Origin of the sequence: Psychrobacter sp. Sarcosine-02u-2 (assembly GCF_002836335.1) — a bacterium.
Taxonomy (GTDB): domain Bacteria; phylum Pseudomonadota; class Gammaproteobacteria; order Pseudomonadales; family Moraxellaceae; genus Psychrobacter; species Psychrobacter faecalis.
Genome location: NZ_PJBX01000174.1, coordinates 19,401 through 38,742, shown reverse-complemented (window position 1 = coordinate 38,742; position 19,342 = coordinate 19,401). Strand labels below are relative to the sequence as shown.

At 43.9% G+C, this 19,342-nt stretch carries 17 protein-coding genes and 1 tRNA gene; 5 read left to right on the top strand and 13 right to left on the bottom strand.

Annotated features, from left to right (window positions below; translation table 11 throughout):
- Positions 1–80: 80 nt before the first annotated feature.
- Positions 81–764, bottom strand: coding sequence for a phosphoribosylanthranilate isomerase (locus tag CXF58_RS11035; RefSeq protein ID WP_102077535.1), 684 nt, complete (start codon positions 762–764; stop codon positions 81–83).
- A gap of 225 nt (positions 765–989) precedes the next feature.
- Here CXF58_RS11035 and CXF58_RS11030 point away from each other — a divergent pair, with 225 nt between their 5' ends.
- Positions 990–2,651: a cryptochrome/photolyase family protein gene (locus CXF58_RS11030; RefSeq protein WP_102077534.1), complete on the top strand. Its 1,662-nt coding sequence runs from the start codon at positions 990–992 to the stop codon at positions 2,649–2,651.
- A 59-nt stretch (positions 2,652–2,710) separates the two neighbouring features.
- Here the strand turns inward: CXF58_RS11030 and CXF58_RS11025 are convergent, their stop codons facing one another.
- Positions 2,711–2,959, bottom strand: coding sequence for a hypothetical protein (locus tag CXF58_RS11025; protein WP_102077533.1), 249 nt, complete (start codon positions 2,957–2,959; stop codon positions 2,711–2,713).
- Between the two features lie 163 nt (positions 2,960–3,122).
- Positions 3,123–3,863 carry a DUF4230 domain-containing protein gene (locus CXF58_RS11020; protein ID WP_102077532.1) on the bottom strand — a complete coding sequence of 247 codons (741 nt, stop codon included), beginning with the start codon at positions 3,861–3,863 and terminating at the stop codon, positions 3,123–3,125.
- 661 nt (positions 3,864–4,524) lie between these two features.
- On the opposite strand from CXF58_RS11020, the gene CXF58_RS11015 reads away from it, so the two are divergent.
- Positions 4,525–6,243: a proline--tRNA ligase gene (locus CXF58_RS11015; protein ID WP_068408521.1), complete on the top strand. Its 1,719-nt coding sequence runs from the start codon at positions 4,525–4,527 to the stop codon at positions 6,241–6,243.
- Between the two features lie 100 nt (positions 6,244–6,343).
- On the opposite strand, the gene queF is transcribed toward CXF58_RS11015, so the two are convergent.
- From queF to CXF58_RS10995, 4 genes are all read right to left on the bottom strand, one after another.
- Positions 6,344–7,201, bottom strand: coding sequence for an NADPH-dependent 7-cyano-7-deazaguanine reductase QueF (gene queF / locus CXF58_RS11010; RefSeq protein ID WP_068408523.1), 858 nt, complete (start codon positions 7,199–7,201; stop codon positions 6,344–6,346).
- 69 nt (positions 7,202–7,270) lie between these two features.
- Positions 7,271–8,044 carry an ABC transporter permease gene (locus tag CXF58_RS11005; protein WP_068408525.1) on the bottom strand — a complete coding sequence of 258 codons (774 nt, stop codon included), beginning with the start codon at positions 8,042–8,044 and terminating at the stop codon, positions 7,271–7,273.
- A 132-nt stretch (positions 8,045–8,176) separates the two neighbouring features.
- On the bottom strand, positions 8,177–9,124 hold the full coding sequence (locus CXF58_RS11000; RefSeq protein WP_068408527.1) for an ABC transporter ATP-binding protein: 948 nt from the start codon (positions 9,122–9,124) through the stop codon (positions 8,177–8,179).
- Between the two features lie 386 nt (positions 9,125–9,510).
- A complete protein-coding gene (locus CXF58_RS10995; RefSeq protein WP_228706602.1) occupies positions 9,511–10,176 on the bottom strand; it encodes a c-type cytochrome in 666 nt (221 codons plus the stop codon).
- 392 nt (positions 10,177–10,568) lie between these two features.
- Between CXF58_RS10995 and CXF58_RS10990 the strand changes: the two genes are divergently transcribed.
- Positions 10,569–10,645, top strand: a tRNA-Arg gene (locus CXF58_RS10990).
- 162 nt (positions 10,646–10,807) lie between these two features.
- Here the strand turns inward: CXF58_RS10990 and CXF58_RS10985 are convergent.
- A complete protein-coding gene (locus CXF58_RS10985) occupies positions 10,808–11,173 on the bottom strand; it encodes a hypothetical protein (RefSeq protein WP_102077531.1) in 366 nt (121 codons plus the stop codon).
- A gap of 36 nt (positions 11,174–11,209) precedes the next feature.
- On the opposite strand from CXF58_RS10985, the gene CXF58_RS10980 reads away from it, so the two are divergent.
- Positions 11,210–12,010: an SIR2 family NAD-dependent protein deacylase gene (locus tag CXF58_RS10980; RefSeq protein WP_102077530.1), complete on the top strand. Its 801-nt coding sequence runs from the start codon at positions 11,210–11,212 to the stop codon at positions 12,008–12,010.
- Positions 12,011–12,103: 93 nt separating this feature from the next.
- Here the strand turns inward: CXF58_RS10980 and CXF58_RS10975 are convergent, their stop codons facing one another.
- The 4 genes from CXF58_RS10975 to CXF58_RS10960 all read right to left on the bottom strand — a co-directional run bounded on the left by CXF58_RS10975 (position 12,104) and on the right by CXF58_RS10960 (position 15,788).
- Positions 12,104–13,102, bottom strand: a complete 999-nt coding sequence (locus tag CXF58_RS10975) for an adenosine deaminase (protein ID WP_102077529.1) — start codon at positions 13,100–13,102, stop codon at positions 12,104–12,106.
- 49 nt (positions 13,103–13,151) lie between these two features.
- Positions 13,152–13,676 (bottom strand): TPM domain-containing protein, encoded by a 525-nt coding sequence (locus CXF58_RS10970; protein ID WP_068408537.1) that lies wholly within the window; start codon positions 13,674–13,676, stop codon positions 13,152–13,154.
- Positions 13,677–13,762: 86 nt separating this feature from the next.
- Positions 13,763–14,938 (bottom strand): TPM domain-containing protein, encoded by a 1,176-nt coding sequence (locus tag CXF58_RS10965; protein ID WP_102077528.1) that lies wholly within the window; start codon positions 14,936–14,938, stop codon positions 13,763–13,765.
- A 217-nt stretch (positions 14,939–15,155) separates the two neighbouring features.
- Positions 15,156–15,788 (bottom strand): LemA family protein, encoded by a 633-nt coding sequence (locus tag CXF58_RS10960; protein ID WP_102077527.1) that lies wholly within the window; start codon positions 15,786–15,788, stop codon positions 15,156–15,158.
- 943 nt (positions 15,789–16,731) lie between these two features.
- On the opposite strand from CXF58_RS10960, the gene CXF58_RS10955 reads away from it, so the two are divergent.
- Positions 16,732–18,282: an alanine/glycine:cation symporter family protein gene (locus CXF58_RS10955; protein WP_102077526.1), complete on the top strand. Its 1,551-nt coding sequence runs from the start codon at positions 16,732–16,734 to the stop codon at positions 18,280–18,282.
- Between the two features lie 217 nt (positions 18,283–18,499).
- Here CXF58_RS10955 and CXF58_RS10950 read toward each other — a convergent pair whose 3' ends face one another.
- A complete protein-coding gene (locus tag CXF58_RS10950) occupies positions 18,500–19,120 on the bottom strand; it encodes a fasciclin domain-containing protein (RefSeq protein WP_102077525.1) in 621 nt (206 codons plus the stop codon).
- Positions 19,121–19,342 lie beyond the last annotated feature (222 nt).

Sequence of the window (19,342 nt, the reverse complement as noted above, 5' to 3'; positions counted from 1 at the left end):
AGTGGTATTTTTTAGAATAAATAAAGGGAAAGATTTTAGGTAATGAGCTATTTAACAAATAGAAATCCACCGTTAAAAAGCTAATTACTGATATTCGAAGGTTCGCTCGGCGTCTCGTTTTGCCATCGATCGCGTTTAACTGCTTTCATAAAGGCACGCATTTTGGCAGCGTCTTTTTTACCTTTGTCAGACTCAATCCCGCCGCTGACATCGACGGCATAAATCGGCAGCTCTAAAGTAGCAGCGGCATTGTCGGCATCAAGCCCGCCCGCTAAAATAATAGGCAGCGAGCTGTCTTGCGGTAGCAAACTCCAGTCAAATCGTGCACCTGTGCCGCCATACTTATGCGGATGGTAAGCATCGAACAAAATACTGTTCGCGCCAGCGCCAGCAAACTCATCAATTTGAGCGCTTACGCTAGCACTGGTGTGCTGCTCAGTATTGATACGCAAGGCTTTTATCCAGCGTTTATTGACCGCGCTTGCCAGCTGCTGACACTGCTCCGGCGTTTCATCACCGTGAAATTGAATGATATCAAAAGGGACATGGTTTGCCAGTTCAATCAGTTCCGCTCGCGACATATTGACCACCAAGGCCACCACACTGATAAAAGCGGGCAAAGAAGCAGTTAGCAATTGCGCCTGCTCGATAGTAACAGCGCGCGGACTCGGTGGATAAAAAACCAAGCCGACGGCATCGACACCCAACTGAGCAGCCATTTTAATATCACTAGGCTGGGTAAAACCACAAAACTTAACCTGCATAATGTGACCTTAGATATAACATCAAATAGATATGACACTAGATATAACGTTGATAGATTGGCTCGAATACATAGACGACGATAAATATTGATTGCCAACGCTAAAAAGCGAATATGATGATTTGTTAATTGAATGGCAAATCCATTGCATCCAAAAACTTATCCTAGCATACTTTTATTCACAGTTTTGTTTATGATTGCGATTGATTAATATAGGAAAGGTGGAATGTCTAAAACGGTGGCGGCAACGTCTCAGCACATTGCTAGCAATAATACGGCGAGTGCAAACCCTGCACATTATTTAATGTGGTTTCGTCGTGACCTGCGAGTTCATGACAATACGGCATTGGCAGCGCTTTGCGAGCGTGCAAATGAAGATAATGCGCGAGTCAGTGCTATTTTTTTTATGACGCCTGAACAATGGCATGCACATGATATGTCACTCACCCAGCTCGATCATATCGCCCGTACCTTGCCACTCTTAGCAACCTCTTTGCAAAAACACTTAAATATCAACTTAACCGTCCAGCTCTGTGCCAGCTTTTCTGACTGTGTTGAGACGCTAAGCACGTTGTGTGAGGTAAATGATATCGATGTTGTCATGGCAAATCATGAGTACGAAGGTAATGAGATTGACCGCGACCAAGAACTAATAAACCAACTTGCTAAATCCGATATCGAATTTATCCGCTGGCACGACCAATGTATCTTGCCACCAAAAACCATTACCACCAATGACGATAGCATGTATCAGGTCTTTACCCCATTTTATAACAAATGGCGGCATACTTTAGATGTTAGCAGCTTACAAATGCACCAAGCCATGGCGGTAAACTATCAGTCAAAAATCAGCCAGTCAAAAACCACCCTAAAAACTGCAAAAGACAGCGCTCATACTGTTAAAGACATAGAAAAACTCAGTAAAAAAGCCGTCGAAGATTATCAAAAACGGTTAGAGACTGCCCTAGCGTATCAGCACATTGATTTTGGTGCTCAGCTTGAGCAAGCTAGAACGGCTTATCCAGCGGGTGAAGTGGTTGCGTGTCAACGTTTAGAGGATTTCATCGCTGACGACATTGATAACTATGACATCAACCGCGATGTACCAAATTTGCAAGCGACCAGCCAGCTATCAGCCTATCTCACTATCGGGGCAATTAGCCCAAGACTGTGCTATTTGCAAGCCACAAAAGCATTAGAGAGATTAGAGGGTAATGATAACGACAATTTCGATAGCTTTGATAAGTCAGGTAAGCCTGATAACAATGACATTAACCGCTGGATAAGTGAGCTGGCGTGGCGTGACTTTTATCGTCATGTTTTAGATGATAAGCCCGAGCTGATTCGTCATAAAGCTTATAAAGAAGAGACAGATAATAAAATTAACTGGTCATATAATCAGGATGATTTTAAGGCATGGTGCACAGGCATGACAGGCGTGCCATTGGTCGATGCGGCCATGCGCTGTCTCAATGCGACCGGATTTATGCACAATCGCTTGCGGATGGTGACGGCGATGTTTTTGACCAAGGATTTATTAATAGATTGGCGCTTGGGTGAGCGCTACTTTATGAAGCAGTTGATAGATGGGGACTTTGCGTCCAATAATGGCGGCTGGCAATGGAGCGCGTCAACAGGCACAGACTCCGCACCTTACTTCCGTATTATGAACCCTTTTAGCCAAGCTAAGAGTCATGATGCTGATGCATTATTTATTAAGACTTGGCTGCCAGAATTAAAAGACGTGCCAAGCAGTATTTTGCATAGTGAAGATAAAATGCGTAAAGCGCTCACAAAGGGCGGTCAGTTTGCTGACATTGCTTATCCTGTGCCGATGGTTGAGCATAAAGTAGCCCGGCAACTGGCGATTGCTGAATTTAAAAAATAATGATTAATCCAAAAGCGCCCACAGTTAAAAAACGACGCTGACATTTTTAGTAAAAAGCGCTAGTTGTCTACTTGAGTCACCTTTTGTAGCGTACTGCCAGTTTGTACCAAACTGCTTTGTGCTGCACTATCGATATCGATAGCTGACTTTACTATTCGTGTCTGAATGGTATAAATAGCATACGCAAGACAAGTAAAGCTTATGATGAGCAGCACCCACGTCGCAAAAGGTAGCGATTCTTTTGCTTTAGGCTGCTTGATTAATTCGCGTTTCTCATGAACGGAGGGCTGATTATTGGAAGTTGTCATATACGCCACCTCTTATATCATATAAGCTTATTTCAACGACAGCATTTATAAGGCTGTCGTTAATGATAAATAAGTCCTGCTATATAATATAGTAACCCTATTGCCAATAAATTCAAGCAACATCTGTTAAGTGGTGTGGCGCTTCGTTAACCCATTTTAAGTATTAAGCCGTTGGCATTTGACACGCCCCTGCACCCTGCGTGGTTACCGTTACCACAGCACCGGTCAATGAAAACAACTGCTGCAATTGGGTTTGCGCATTTTCTAATGCTAAATTCATCACATCACCGCGGCAAGCACGCTCAAGCACTTCTTTTTTCGCCATACTTTGCGCTTGTTGCAAGACCTTTGGATCGACCTGCATCATACCAAAAGCGCCCGTCTGCCAATCATAGATTTCGATATCATCTAGATAAACAGAAAATATTTCTGACGGCGGCAAGGTGATATTGATTTGCGGCATCATTGAGACAGGCGTATTAGCATCAGCTTCCTGCAGCTGTTCAACATCAATCTCTGGCTGCACCACCTGTACCATCTCTGGCGTTAATGCACTCAAATCAATCCCTGCTTCTACGCGTCCGCGTGCAATAAATAAGCCCTTTTGCTCATCTTGCCACAGCTTCATCCAACTGCCTGGTTTTTGGCTAGTGATAACGGTATCGACACTAAACGCCACCGTCTCCAAACGATTTAATTTTTGGATTTGCATCACCACCCCTTCACGGGTAATGGTTTCTATCGGTTTTTCCTTAGTGAGGTTTTGCAGGCTATAAATCGCAAAAGCGAGCGCGGCAAGACCGATAAGCAATACCAGCCACGATAGCATCGAGATGGGTTTTTTCGCTTGCGGGCGCTTGGCATTATTCTTATCTACTGAAGAGTGGTTATCAGGGTTGACCATGTAAACTACCTCAAGGTTTTATATTAATTCTTATCAGCATAAAATTGCTAAATACTAAGCCTTTAATGCTATTTGTTTATAAGCATTTCAAGCAGTTACTACCATTCTCCTACATAATTGATGAGTTCGATGCCACTTTAAAAAATAGCTTTTGCTTCACTATTTATCCCTTTATTCTTTTATGTCCAAAATCTATAAACCGTGCTGCTTTATCAGCTAACTAAAATTTTATCTTTGAGTCTCCAAAATTGGTGGATTTTGAGTTCAAAAAACAGCTTATTTTTAGCATTATTATTGAGTTTAGCCACTGTTTAAGCTGAATCAACAAAAAGTCATTGCGTCTTAGGCGAACTTTACCTAACATAGTCAGATTGTATAAGCAAAATGTTGGCATGCACCCATTTTTCTGGCTTTTTTACCAAAAATATGACGCTGTCGATATGGATGTATTCATACAAAAATAAAAGTTTCACCCTTTTTGTAAGGCGTTTTATAAACGCACTTTCTAATAACGTGCTGCTTGTTGCAGTACTTTTTAGCTAGGCAGGTCCTAGACTATTACCAAGTGATAAAAGGTAAGCTTGCGTCGGCCATCAAAGCACACGCTAAATATCCTCCTATTTCTTATTTATTTTATCGTTGATAAGGTTCCGCTTTATTTATGAAAGCCAGTCAATTTTTGTTTGCCACGCTAAAAGAAACGCCCAGCGACGCTGATATCGCCTCAAGCCAACTCATGGTAAGAGCAGGTCTTATTCGTAAAATCGCTTCTGGATTGTATATCTGGCTGCCGATGGGTTTGCGCGTGTTGCAAAAAGTCGAACGCATCGTTCGCGAAGAGATGCAAAACGTCGGCGCTCAAGAAGTGCTGATGCCAATGACCCAGCCTGCCGAGCTTTGGCAAACGACCGGGCGTTTTAATGACTATGGTCCTGAGCTGTTACGCTTTAAAGACCGTCATGACCGCGATTTTGTCTTGGGTCCGACACACGAAGAAGTCATCACCAACCTTGCTCAAGGTGAGCTGCGCAGTTATAAGCAGTTGCCGATTACCTTTTTCCAAATCCAAGGTAAGTTTCGTGACGAGATTCGTCCGCGTTTTGGCGTGATGCGTGCGCGCGAATTTACCATGAAAGACGCTTACTCGTTCCACGCTGACCAAGCGTCTTTGGCAAAGACTTACCATGAGATGTACGACGCTTATACGCGCATCTTTACCCGTTTGGGTTTAGATTTCCGTGCCGTGCAAGCGGATACCGGTTCTATCGGCGGTTTTGCGTCGCATGAGTTTCATGTGTTGGCAGACAGCGGTGAAGATGATATCGCTTTCTCTGACGTTTCTGATTATGCAGCCAACGTTGAGCTAGCCGAATCGGTCAGCACCGCTGAGCGTCAGCCACCAAAAATGGAACGCGAAGACGTTTTAACAGAAGACATGACCAGTTGTAAAATGGTTGCTGAGCATCTAGGCGTACCGTTAGAGACGACGGTGAAAACCTTAATCGTCCACGGTCATACCGAAGATGATGAACCGCAATTAATCGCGATTGTCTTACGCGGTGACCATCAGCTAAATACCATTAAAGCGGAGAAAATCGAAGAAGCCAATGTACCGCTAACGATGGCTTCTGATGAAGAGCTTAAAGCCGCTGGTTTGCATAAAGGCTATATCGGCGTTGATTTGGATATGCCCGTATTCGTCGATCGCTCGGCAGCTTCTTTGTCGGATTTTGTCTCGGGCGCAAACGCAGTCAATAAACATACCATCGGTATGAACTGGGTGCGTGATGCCAGCATTACCCGCGTCGTTGATGTGCGCAATGTACAAGAAGGCGATCCTTCTCCTGACGGTAAAGGCAGCCTAAAAATCAAACGCGGCATCGAAGTCGGTCATATCTTCCAGTTGGGTGATAAATACTCGCAAGCGATGAATGCGACTGTCTCTGGTGAAGATGGCAAGCCTGTGACCATGATGATGGGTTGCTATGGTATTGGCGTCAGTCGTATCATCGCGGCTGCTATCGAGCAGAACAACGATGAAAACGGCATCATGTGGCCACAAACGCCAAGCGTTGACGATTCAATTGCGCCGTTTGAAGTCGCTATCATACCGATGAAGTCAAAAGAAGACACCGTCATGCAGACGGCGACCGCGCTGTATGAGGAGCTAAAATCTCAAGGTGTTAACGTCTTGCTTGATGACCGTAATGAGCGCCCGGGCGTGAAGTTTGCCGACCTTGAATTGATTGGTATTCCGCATCGTATCGTGGTTTCAGACCGTAACTTGGCTGAAGGCAAATACGAATACGTCAATCGCCGCGAAACAGAAAAGCAAATGCTGAGCCGCGAAGAAGTGATGGCAAAAGTAAGCGGCAAATAGTTTTTAATAAAACTTGCTCAATAAAAAGCGCCTATCTGATTCAGATAGGCGCTTTTTTTAAACCAAACGCTGCAAAACCAATTTAAATAAAACCATTACCTTACTGGCGAATCAAGCGGCTTGGCTGCGGTAACAACTTTATATCACTGACGCGGCAAGGATTGATATCGATACCGCCGCGGCGTGTATACCACGCACGAACCATCAGCTCGCTTGGCTGATAGTACTGACTCAAATCAGCAAATATTTGCTCGACACACTGCTCATGAAAGCCATTATGCTGACGGAAACTTAAAATATAACGTAACATACTTGCTTCATCAAATGCTTTATTACTGATAATCGAAACCGCTAACGTACCCCAATCTGGCTGATTGGTCACCGGACAATTACTGCGCAGCAAGTTAGAATAAAAGCTAAGCATTTTACCAGCTTCTTTTTCAGAACCTACTGAACCACTTGCTAATAATGACGCGTCAGGATGTTCCGTTAGCGCGACTTTCTCGCTGCTATTGGCAAGCGCGTCATCAATACAAACGCCCTCAGGTTGAGCAATTAACAGCCCTGAATGCTTATCATCTAAGCCACACAACTGAGCGGTTACTTCTGCCTGAACGCATGACGATAAATCTTTAGCAATCAGCGCTTGTACTTCATCCCAACTAGCGAACTCGGTAAAGTTAATACTATTTAAATATAGTTTTAATGACTTTGATTCGACGATAAATGGCGAGCTGGCAGGAACAGCAAAGCGTGCAATAGCCACTTGTGAAACACCTTGTGCATTTAACCAAGACAGCTCAAAGGCGTGCCACCAATCGACGCCCACTGCTAGCTTATCATCTTGCCAGCCAATCACATCGCGCCCTAGATTGCGCGCTATTGGATAGAGGGTCTGGGGACTATACTCAGTTGGATAATCAGTGGTTTGTTCGCCCAAAATACCGTGAATACTCATGGCTACTTCCTAATAGTAAAACTGATGATAGTTAAAATGCTAGAGATTATAAATAGTACTCACAGCAATTTATAAACGAATACGCGAACCATCACTTAATAGTCGATAAGAGATGATATAAAAAATGACGCAAAAGGCAAAGATAGCCGCCATCGAATACCATACATTGACATCAGAATAGCCAAGGATACCGTAGCGGAAAGAGTTCACCATATAGACAATTGGGTTCAACAGCGAAATATTTTGCCAAAATGGCGATAAATTTTCCATCGAATAAAACACCCCGCCAAGATAGGTCAGCGGCGTCAACACAAAGCTTGGAATAATAGAAATATCATCAAATGAGCGTGCAAATACGGCGTTGATAAAGCCGCCAAGCGAGAATAAAACCGAGGTGCCAATCACCGTAAATAGGGTGATAAATAAGTGCTCAATACCCAGCTTGGTAAAAAATAACGCCACAATAAAGACGATGACCCCAACCGCCAGTCCGCGGAAAATACCGCCACTGATATAGCCCGTCAAAATAGCATGTTTAGAGATTGGTGATACCAGCAGCTCCTCAATGCTCGAGTGAAACTTAGCACTAAAAAAGCTCGAGACCACGTTTGAGTAACTGTTGGTGATAATCGCCATCATAATCAGACCGGGCACGATAAACTGCATGTATGGCACACCGCCCATCTCGCCCACGCGCGAACCGATCATTTTACCAAAGATGACAAAATACAGGCTCATCGTAATAACTGGCGGCAATAATGTTTGCGGCCAGATGCGTAATATGCGGCGAATCTCTTTAATCAGCAGGGTGCGAAAAGCAATCCAGCGTTGTGCGAAGTTCATGCGTTATCTCTCCTAAGCAGTCTGCGGGCTAATATCAAAACGCTATCATGGCCCGCAGATTGCCTATATGGTTGCTATATTTATAGTGGTCTATTTATGTGGGTAAATTGGAAAAATTATGAATAAAACAGCCTACGAACTTAAAGGTTCATGCAAGCTTTTATCAACCAGACGCATAAACAGCTCTTCTAAACGGTTGGCTTTATTACGCATACTGGCGACCAAAACGCCTTGCTTAGACAACTGCTCAAAGACACCGTTTAGCGACTCCCCTTCTGTCAGAGTCACTTCAAGCGTTAAATCATCGGGTTGTAGCGTATCAGTGACCCCTGTTAAAGCAATTTGCTTGGTCAATGGCGTCGCCAAATCAAAGACAAAAGTTTCAACCGATAACTGCGCTAATAAATCTTTCATTTCTGTATTGATACGAATCTCACCGTGATCCAAAATAGCGATACGCTTACAAAGCTGCTCCGCTTCTTCCAAATAATGGGTGGTCAAAATAATCGTGGTATTTTCTTCAACGTTAATCTGCTGCATAAATTCCCACATCGAGCGGCGCAGCTCGATATCGACCCCAGCCGTTGGTTCGTCGAGTATCAATAGCTTTGGTTTATGAATCAAGGCGCGCGCAATCATTAATCGACGCTTCATACCGCCTGATAGTTCGCGCGCTTTATTATCGCGCTTATCCCATAAGCCTAACGCTTTGAGCAGTTTTTCTGCTCGCGGTTTAGACTCTTTGGCAGCAATACCAAAATAGCCGGCTTGAGTAATCAAAATATCTTCAACTTTTTCAAACTGATTGAAGTTAAATTCCTGCGGTACCACGCCCAAAAACTGCTTGGCTTTTGAAGGTTCAGCCAACAAATCGGTACCAAAGATATGCACACTACCCGCCGTTGGCTTAAACAAGGAGCTAATGATACCAATCATCGTTGATTTGCCCGCACCATTTGGCCCAAGGAGCGCAAAAAATCCACCTTGTGGCACTGTCAAGCTGACATCTTTTAATGCCGAAAACCCGTTGCCATAGGTTTTAGATAAGTTCTGAATAGATAGCGCTGGCACCTCAGACATGAATACCTCTTTATTAGTGATGTATCTATAAAGGAATATAGAAGACGATTCGGGAAAAGTTAGTTTTCTATTATTTGCTCTCGTATCTTACGAGTCTCGTGTCTAGATGTGAGGCTCGCGGTTGCGGATTTCAACATTAGGATGATATAACCACGATATTAATAATATCAATCGTCGCCCACAAAAAAACGCCTACCTCATTAAATGAAATAGGCGCTCTATAAGCTTCTATATATGATTGCTGTTATCCGCAATACTGTAGCGTTTTTAGAATATTTTGACTATATTAAGCAGAATAATGATAAAAAAGCAAAATAGAAGACGATAACTAGTTTACCGTCTCCTGCTGTTTTTTATTACTGTTGCATATAAGTCAGCCAATTAAATTAGCTTGCTTCACCAACCATATAATCCACTGCGTTTTGTACTTCTTCATCAGGGATATCAGCGCCGCCTTTGGCAGGCATAGCGTTAAAGCCGTTGATAGCATGGGTATACAAGGTATCTTTACCTTTAGCGATACGAGGACCCCAAGCACCAGCATCACCTAGCATAGGAGAGCCAAGTAAGCCTGATGCGTGACACGTTTGGCAGACAGCGCTGTAAACTGCTTTACCATCACGCGGACCATCGCCTGCTGCTGGACCTGCAGAACGTGCAGTGACATCACATACTTCGTCGTCCTCAAAGCAGACTTTAGCAACCGGCTGAATACGAGCAATCAAGTTAGGATACAAAGCGATGAGCTTTTGTACTTGTGGCGTATCTTGCGGAATAGGCTCTTCTTCAGCGGCAGGTGCGGCAGCGGCTGTTGCTTCTTCAGCAGGTGCATCTGCATCGGTCGCGTCTGCTTGCGCAGCTTCATCGGTAGCTGCAGCGCCATCGGTAGTATCAGCAGCAGCTTTGGTATCGTCACCCAATTTTTCAGGCAAGTTATCGACAACCTCTTGCCCTTCTGCGACATCAGATACGGTTACAGGCGTGTCTACAACACTTTCGGCTTGGCTCACAGCGATACTAGCGATTCCTAGAATGGCAGCTGCCGATAACATAACTACTTTTCTCATTCGTCACGTTCTCTTATTGCGTATACAAGGGCCGACACGACTTGGACATTCTGTTTGTCCTCCTTTGATAACCAAGCAGTTATCAATAGCAAACAGCCATCCCGCATACGGGCGCGCTTGTAATCGGTGATTATAAATATGAATTCTCCCTGACATTATAAGGGAAAAGACAGGTAGATTGCCATGCCTGTTTGCCGACTATGGTGTTTTTTCTTAAAAAACGCCAATAGCGGCCTTCATTCATTGGCTTTATGACTTTTATTTGTTAGACTAAGCGGTCTCAATTTTTAGACGCCTTTTCGTTCTAACGACAACCAATTGCACTTATTTATATTTATACACATCATCAGTTTATTGGGTCTTAGTCGATCAATTATGCGCTCGTAGCTCAGTTGGATAGAGTATCGGTTTCCGAAGCCGAGGGTCGTGGGTTCGATTCCCGCCGAGCGCACCAATCATCATAATCACTCATGTTTTACCCTTTTTTAGTCCTACCTATTACCTCATAACACTTTAACGGCAACGCTTTACGCTGCTAACTGCTGCCTATCACTGTGCGCTATCAACGATAAAATGTTGTATATAAAGTTGTTAAATCTATTTAATTTATAAAAACCTACTCTGCATCTTGCAAATTCACCATTAGATGAGCACGGCTGGGGACACGGTGATAATTAATCACGGGTACGTCACCCAAACGGCGCTGACCGGCGGCAAGCTTTTTATCAATCGTAATCATAGCCACTTTTTTATCTTGCTTGCTAATCAATAAATGGTTGGCTTTACGCTTGACACGGTAGTCAGGAAAATACTGCTTAACCAGCTCTGCAGTTTTCTGTAAGGCATCATTGAGTGATGTTTTTTCGCGCTGTGACTTTAGGTTATGCTTATCAGCGGTTTTAGGCACGCGCGATTTTGCCAATAGCCATAGTCCCATGACCACCGCAAGCAATATGACAAGCCACCAAATACCATCTATCATAGAAGTCTATATCCAATCTTAAAAAAGGGCTGGCTCATGTTAACAGAATTATCACCTGCGTTAATAGCCGAAGTCGAGCGTGCGGCCAAATTGCTGCGCTCAAAACAGCGCATCTGTATTTTAACGGGCGCTGGGATTTCAGCAGAAAGCGGCATTCCAACGTTTCGAGATAAGCAAACAGGCCTTTGGGAAAATTATGTGGCTGAGGACTTGGCAACGCCTGAGGCTTTTGCCCGCGACCCAAAACTGGTGTGGTCATGGTATCAGTGGCGCAGGCAGTTGGTCGCTGAGAAAAAACCAAACCCTGCCCATGAAGCTTTAGCGCAGTGGCAATATCATAGCCAATCAACCGAGCAGCAATTGACGCTTATTAGCCAAAATGTCGATGATTTGCATGAGCAGGCAGGTAGTAGCGTCATTCATTTACATGGAAATCTTTGGCAAAATCGCTGCAGTCAATGCGATGCGCCTTACCAAGCGCAATTTAGAGGCTCATACAGCAGTGCCGATACCATGGATTATAGTGATACCCTGATTACTTGCTCGCATTGCGATGGTTATATACGCCCTGATATCGTGTGGTTTGGCGAAGCACTGCCCGTACAAGCATGGCAGACAGCAGAGGATGCGGCAGCCAATTGTGAGGTCTTTATGAGTATTGGCACCTCAAGCCTCGTTTATCCTGCGGCAGGCCTAGCGCAATTAGCAAAAGATAACGGCGCTAAAATCATCGAGATAAACCCACATCCAACACCGAATACTATCGTTGATATTACCTTAGCAGAAAAGGCTGGGATTATTATGCCGTTATTAATCCAAAAAATTACGGCCATGTAACTGTCGCCTAAAAAGCACTTTGTAAAAAAGGAAAAGGCTTAACGATTTATATAACTGTTAAGCCTTAATCAATGAAGATATTTTTAATCGCCCCTACCGGAGAGCAAGATCCACTCGCGCTAGGTATTTCTCTTTTAATTCATTATCTATAAATGAAGATTTAAAAGAGTTTTTTACCAAAGTAACGATATCATTTTCCGTAAGTGGCAGGTGTTCACATATATTGATAAAGTTCTGATTCATATAGCCTTTAAAATAAGCAGGGTCATCAGAGTTGACGCTGACATTCAAGCCATAATCGAGCAGCTCTTTAATATTGTGCTGTTTGTAACTCTCAAATACCTTGAGCTCAATATTAGAATTGGGACAAACCGTCAGTGGCATTTGCTCGTCTTTTAGGCGTTGCATCAGCGCTGCGCTCTTTATCGATTGCACGCCATGATCAATGCGATTGATTTGCAATACATCTAACGCTTCATAAATATACGAAAAATCGGCTTCCTCGCCAGCATGGGCGACTAGCTTAAAGCCTGCTTCTTTGGCCTTTTTAAAGACTTCTTTAAACTTGGCGGGAGGGTTGCCCAATTCTGAAGAATCCAGACCGACGCCGATAATATCGTCTTTAAATGCTAATGCTTGCTCTAAAGTCAAAAACGCCTCTTCTTGCGATAAGTGGCGTAAAAAACACATGATAATACAAGAGGTGATGCCGTATTTCTCTTTGGCGTCGGCCAGCGCTTCTTTGATACCAGTAATGACTGTCGCAAAATCAACTCCTCTTGCGGTATGGGTTTGCGGATCAAAAAATATTTCCGTATGGACGACATTATCTTCCACACATCTCAAAATATATTCCCACGTTAAATCATAGAAATCGTCTTTGGTAATCAGAACGTTAGCGCCCGCATAATAGATATCTAAAAAAGTTTGCAGGTTAGTAAAATTATAGGCGCGGCGAACATCTTCGATATCCTTATAAGGGATGGCGATATTATTTTTTTTTGCCAGTCTAAACATCAGCTCCGGTTCTAATGAGCCTTCGATATGTAAATGCAACTCTGCTTTCGGCAGTTTTTTTATCAGCTCAATCATGGTATTGGCATGGTCCTTTATCTAAATTTACTTGTTATTTCTTTAAGCGTTATTTTAAAAATACCACGGTATCGGACAGCTCATTACCCGCAGGGTCATGTTCAAGATGATAATACTGACGCAATAACTGACCTACCTCGTCCAACAACTCCATCAGACTTTCTTCAGTTTTTTGATTGGCGATACCTGAGACCGCCTTTTCGCACATGGCGCTCCACACGGTTGGACTGACATGCGTGCTGATACCGCGGTCAGCGACGATTTCTAGCTTATGCTCGCAAATATTGACATAAATCAAAACGCCGGTGTTTTCTTCGGTATCCCACACGCGATATTCGCTAAACAAATCAATCGCCCGATCGCGGCAGTCAAGATGATAAGCATCTTGGATAGGTAAGTGATTTTCGATAATCAAAAACACCTCGCCGCGATGTCCGCGCTCAGCCAGCGTCACCTGCTCTGTCAGCCGAGCCTTCGCTGCGGGCGTGAGCCACTTGCTATGCAACATAGGGACAAACAGTACTTGACGCCACCAACGAGCAAAACTTGCCTGCGACGAATTGCTTTTTACCATTATATTATATCCTCAAGTACGCCATTGCTGGCAATTTTCTAATGTCTGAGCCTAATTTACCCTTCTTACTCTTATAAAAATCGCCTCTACCAAGAGCCGCCCGCGCCGCCGCCGCCAAAGCCGCCGCCGCCGCCGCCAAAGCCGCCACCACCAAAACCACCGCCGCCAAAGCCGCCACTACCACCGCCCATACCGGGCAGGAATACTATACCGCCACCGCCGCCGCGTCCTCCACGACCACCGCCTGAGCCGCGCGAAATTAAAAACAGCCATATAAATATCGCCATAATTAACGTCATAAAGAAACCGCCACCCAAGGCAAGCGAGCCTACAAAGAAGCCGCCAGCGGTCAGGATAGAACCAAAGATGCGCCCAAAGATACTGGTAATAAAGCTACCAAATATCATTGCCATGACAAATAAAAACACCGGCGATGGGTTATCACCAATGTCATTTTGTTTTTGACCGCGTTCAGCCGCTTGCGCATCGGCACGCGCCAATACTTCAGGATCAGCGGTCAGGCGCGTTTGCAGCGCGCCAACGCCCGCCAATATCCCAGCGCCATAGTCATTTTGCTTAAATAGCGGTGTGATGTCTTCGCGAATAATACGGTTGACCGCCGAATCTGGCAACACCCCTTCTAGTCCGTAACCCGTTAAAATATAGATATTGCGGTCATTAACGGCAACGACCATTAGCAGGCCATCGTCAATATCTTTATTACCCAGCTGCCATTTTTCGGCAACTTGTAGCGCATAATCAAAGATTGGCATGCCATTGGTGGTCGGTACAATGACCACCGCAGCTTGCGCCAAACCTTGCTGATAAATGCCTCTTAGCTGCGCCTCTAAACGCTGCTTTTCTTGCGGGTTTAAGATATTGGCTTGGTCGATAACTGGCGAGTTTAAGATGAGCTTATCGGCATCGACGCCCTGAGCACTTGATTGTACAGGCGGACGATTAGAGGTTGTTGAGGTGGTCGTATTACTATTGGAATTAGCAGCATTAGGATTGATAGCTTCATTGCCAAGAATAGCTTCATTAATGGCTTCGTTACCTAAGACGGCATCGTTGATGGCTTCATTAGATTCGGCAGCTTTTGCGATCGCTACCAATTCCTCGACACTACGGTTTTGCATATCTGAGGTGCTATCGCTAGCGACCGCCGTATTATTAGCATCGGGTGCTGCATGCAGCAGCGAGCCACTCCCTATACTTAGAGTAAATAATAATGCGGATAAGAGTGCTGTTGAATGCTTCATCTAATCTATACCACCTCAAATAACATCTGTACTAATAAATGACGACAAAACCAACGGTTATAAAAAGCCATATAACAACGCAAGAACCGACTTACGATTAAGGCGTTCCATCATTTTTGAGCCAATAAACGGACTATTAAATAAACGCACTGTCACATAAACAGTAGCATTTATACGCCATCATGATAGATAGAACGCCTAAACTGAAAACTTGGCTTTACTGCGTTGTCTGCGCATTATCATCGCCGAAGTTGACACTTGGTGCAGTCGATATTTCTTTTTCGTTAGCGACGCTAAAGTTTGGCTTGGGATCCATACCAAATACTTTGGCCGTAATATTGGTTGGGAACTGACGCACGGTGGTGTTATAACCTTGAACTTCTTGAATATAACGGTTACGCGCCACGGTAATACGGTTTTCTGTGCCTTCAAGCTGCGCCTGTAAATCTTGGAACAAGGCATCAGATTTCAGCTCAGGATAACGCTCAGAAACCGCCATCAAACGCGATAGCGCGCCCGTCATCTGATCTTGGGCAGCAGCATAGCGCTTCATCGCCTCAGGGTCATTGAGCAGCTCTGGCGTGACCGTGATACCGCCCGCTTGTGAGCGCGCGGCAGCGACTTGAGTAAATACTTCTTGCTCTTGCTTAGCATATTGCTGCACGACTTTGACTAAGTTTGGCACCAAGTCAGAGCGGCGCTGGTATTGGTTGACCACTTCTGACCAAGCCGCGGTAACCTGTTCATCTTGCGCCTGCAAATTGTTATAGCCACAACCGCTCAAACCGACGGTAGAAGTCGCTAATACCGCTGATAGCAACATAGGTTTTAAAAAAGATTTACGCGTCATCGTTGACTCTCCTAATAATAAATAACAAACAAAATATTTTTTAATCGCTTTCTTAATTTTAACCACTTAAATGTACTTATAGTTTATCGGCTGCGACTTTCATAGCCTACAATATAGCAGCCGCAATATATTGTGCTAATAATGGCGCTATACCGTTACTTTTACAATTCATCGTTACCAAAACACAACCGCAAAACAGCGCTTATCGCACGGCCTTGGCGCATTTATAAGCAATTCTCACTACTATTAACGTAAGTGTTTTTTTAGCCGTCATCAACAATGAGTTAAAAAATAATGACAATTGTAAAATAAATGTAGGATTTCTTAGTCTTCTATAGGCAATCATACGAAGGAAACCATTTATAAATGTATGCCCTTATAAAGAAAATTCTAGTAATTGACTAAAAAATATGGCAAATTGCAGTTACGTAGCCGTACGGTTTGAATACATTTGGTAGTGGACTTATAAGATTTTTGGTACTAGCAGGTCGTCAATGTCGCATGAAAAAGGATTGATAGACGAGTAAAGACTGCTCTTTTACCCTACTCTACCATGTATATGTAGGCAGCCGATATGACTCATAAAAAGTTAAGTATCACCCTCTTATTGATTGAGGTGGTGGCTATTTATATTATAACCGCCTGTTTTATTCACTGGTTTATTTATAACCGCTTCACTTAGGGGCATTTTTAATAAACTGTCAACGCGATAAGCGGTTGGATACGCTTATTATTGTTAATAAACCAGACGGATAACAGCAGACAACTACAGTCCATCCTTAGTGGCTAAGCGCATATGAAACTTAATCTGTAGGGAGAATTTCTAAGACAGTTAAGCGCATGCAGATTATTTGAGTGGTTGGCTTTAATAAGGACATTAAAGCGAGCTTTCTCTTAGCATCGTCATATATAGCCACTTTGAGACAGTACTAGGAATATACATATGGAAGGTTTAGTTAATTTAGTAAACGGAATTATCTGGAGCCCAGCATTGGTTTATCTATGCTTGGGCGCAGGTTTATTTTATTCCATCATGACGCGCTTCGTACAAGTACGTTTATTCAGTGAAATGATCAGCTTGCTGTTTAAAGGTAAGTCAAGTGCACAAGGTATTTCATCATTTCAGGCACTCGCTGTATCCCTAGCGGGACGTGTGGGTATGGGTAATATCGCTGGGGTAGCAGCAGCTATCGGCTTCGGTGGTCCTGGTGCCGTATTTTGGATGTGGGTTGTGGCATTCTTAGGCGCATCTACCGCTTATGTCGAATCAACCCTTGCACAGATTTATAAAGAAAAAGACGTCGTCACTGGAGAATACCGCGGTGGCCCTGCTTATTACTTTGAGCGCGCTCTAGGTCAACGTTGGTATGGTATCCTCTTTGCGGTCGCTTCTATTTTAGCTTGTGGTATGTTCTTACCTGGTGTGCAAGCAAACGGCGTTATCAATGCCTTTGCACAGGTCATGGGTGAAGGTACCATCATGAACCTTGGGGGCTTAGAAGTTGGCTCTATGCGTCTTGTGGCATTGGGTATCATTCTAGTGGTGCTAGCGATTATTATCTTTGGTGGTATTAAACGTATCGCAACCTTTACCGAGTATGCCGTTCCTTTTATGGCACTAGGTTATATTGGTCTAGCCCTCGTTATTATGTTTACTAACTATGAGATGATTCCAGAAGTATTTGGCTTAATCATTGGTGATGCCTTTACTGCGCAAGCGGGTTTTGGTGCAGCCATCGGTTGGGGTGTAAAACGTGGTATTTACTCTAACGAAGCGGGTCAAGGTACAGGTCCTCATGCTGCTGGTGCTGCCGAAGTTGAGCATCCATCACAGCAAGGTTTGGTACAAGCATTCTCAGTCTATGTTGATACCCTACTGGTTTGTTCTGCGACTGCCTTTATGATTTTGACCATGGGTACTTATAACATCCAAGGTACGCTACCTGAAGGACAATACATCGTACAAAACGTTGCGGCGGGCGTTGAGATTAACTCACCTGCCTTTACTCAGATGGCAATGGAGTCCGTATACGGTCAGTTTGGTAATACCTTTATCGCTATTGCCGTATTCTTCTTTGCCTTTACCACTATTTTGGCTTACTACTACATCGCTGAAGTAAACGTTGCGTACTTAACGCGCTTTATCAGCCGCGGTGCCAACAGAACTGGATTATTCTTAGTTAAAGTACTAATCATGGTGATGGTTGCTTATGGTGGTCTTAACTCAGCAGGCTATATCTGGGCAATCGGTGATATCGGTGTTGGTCTGATGGCATGGCTAAATATCGTTGGTATTTTGGTTATCTTCTTTGTCGCGCGTCCAACGCTTACTATGCTGAAAGATTATGAAGCACAGCGTAAAGCTGGCGTGAAGCACTATACGTTTGATCCAGCAAAATTCGGTATCAAAAACGCGCCGTATTGGGAAGAGCGTCATCTAAAGCAGCAACAAAGAATGGCAGCCCAAGATCCACTTCATAAAGAACGTCTATAATTTACTAGGCTATAATGTTATCTAAACTGTATTGATGACATTAAAAGTAACGATAAAACAGGAAGCCTGAGGCGATGGTCTCGGGCTTTTTTATGGACGTAAGGTTGTCATACAAACTGTGATATATTTTGCGCTAAGTCATTAAATACAAAAAAGCCCAGCTCGGTGGCTGGGCTTCTTAGATGCTTTTATTGTTGTTTATAGCGATAAAATCAGCTTATTTAGGCAATAAGACCGTATCGATCACATGTACCACACCGTTGGTTGCCATCATATCGGTGCCAACGATGTTAGCGGTATTACCACTCGCATCGGTAATCACATTAGCATCACTGATAGAGATGGTTTGGCCGTTTGCCGTATCGATAGCTGTACCATAAGGGATGTCAGCCGCTTTTACCACCATCGGCACGACATGATAAGTCAATACGCTGGTCAGCATCTCTTTATCACCGAGCAGCTGCTCTTTAGTGACGTTTAGTTTAGTTAACAAAGCAGCAAAAGCATCATCGGTTGGTGCAAATACGGTGTACTGACCTTCTGCCATCATCATGTCATCAAGGTCAGCCGCTTGCAGCGCTTCGGTTAGGATAGTTAAATTCTCATTGCCAGCAGCCATTTCACCGATACTTTGTGTCGCTGCCGCATCTACAGCCATCGCATCGTTAGACTCAGCCACTGCTTCAGCTGGCATATCTGTGGTGGTTTCTGGCTCAACGGCTACGTCAGTAGTCGCGGCTGGCTCAACTGGCTCAGTAACGGCTTCTTTATCGTTACAAGCCGCCAGTGACATGGCAGCGGTAACGACAGCGATAGATAATAAATTCTTCTTTAACATAGGTCATTCCTTTGAAATAACGGGTTTATGGATGGTACTTTTTGGTTTCAGAGCGGTTAAAATATAAATACTGATGAATGAAAATTTCTGCATAAAGACTTCTAAATAAAAGCTTCTAAATAGAAATGTGGGTAAATTAGTAATACATTAAATAACGTCGCTCAATGCTTACCATCTTAGCTGATTATTTTTTACTTACTGCTTACTTAGGTAGCAACACTG

Coding starts and splice junctions, on each gene's coding strand:
- CXF58_RS10985 (WP_102077531.1), bottom strand. CDS start 11,173: ATGATAGATGGTATTTGGTGGCTTGTCATATTGCTTGCGGTGGTCATG.
- CXF58_RS10960 (WP_102077527.1), bottom strand. CDS start 15,788: ATGACGCGTAAATCTTTTTTAAAACCTATGTTGCTATCAGCGGTATTA.
- CXF58_RS11035 (WP_102077535.1), bottom strand. CDS start 764: ATGCAGGTTAAGTTTTGTGGTTTTACCCAGCCTAGTGATATTAAAATG.
- CXF58_RS10980 (WP_102077530.1), top strand. CDS start 11,210: ATGTTAACAGAATTATCACCTGCGTTAATAGCCGAAGTCGAGCGTGCG.
- CXF58_RS11030 (WP_102077534.1), top strand. CDS start 990: ATGTCTAAAACGGTGGCGGCAACGTCTCAGCACATTGCTAGCAATAAT.
- CXF58_RS10970 (WP_068408537.1), bottom strand. CDS start 13,676: ATGGTAAAAAGCAATTCGTCGCAGGCAAGTTTTGCTCGTTGGTGGCGT.
- CXF58_RS10975 (WP_102077529.1), bottom strand. CDS start 13,102: ATGATTGAGCTGATAAAAAAACTGCCGAAAGCAGAGTTGCATTTACAT.
- CXF58_RS10950 (WP_102077525.1), bottom strand. CDS start 19,120: ATGTTAAAGAAGAATTTATTATCTATCGCTGTCGTTACCGCTGCCATG.
- CXF58_RS11000 (WP_068408527.1), bottom strand. CDS start 9,124: ATGTCTGAGGTGCCAGCGCTATCTATTCAGAACTTATCTAAAACCTAT.
- CXF58_RS10995 (WP_228706602.1), bottom strand. CDS start 10,176: ATGTTATCGGCAGCTGCCATTCTAGGAATCGCTAGTATCGCTGTGAGC.
- CXF58_RS11005 (WP_068408525.1), bottom strand. CDS start 8,044: ATGAACTTCGCACAACGCTGGATTGCTTTTCGCACCCTGCTGATTAAA.
- CXF58_RS11015 (WP_068408521.1), top strand. CDS start 4,525: ATGAAAGCCAGTCAATTTTTGTTTGCCACGCTAAAAGAAACGCCCAGC.
- CXF58_RS11020 (WP_102077532.1), bottom strand. CDS start 3,863: ATGGTCAACCCTGATAACCACTCTTCAGTAGATAAGAATAATGCCAAG.
- CXF58_RS10955 (WP_102077526.1), top strand. CDS start 16,732: ATGGAAGGTTTAGTTAATTTAGTAAACGGAATTATCTGGAGCCCAGCA.
- queF (WP_068408523.1), bottom strand. CDS start 7,201: ATGAGTATTCACGGTATTTTGGGCGAACAAACCACTGATTATCCAACT.
- CXF58_RS10965 (WP_102077528.1), bottom strand. CDS start 14,938: ATGAAGCATTCAACAGCACTCTTATCCGCATTATTATTTACTCTAAGT.
- CXF58_RS11025 (WP_102077533.1), bottom strand. CDS start 2,959: ATGACAACTTCCAATAATCAGCCCTCCGTTCATGAGAAACGCGAATTA.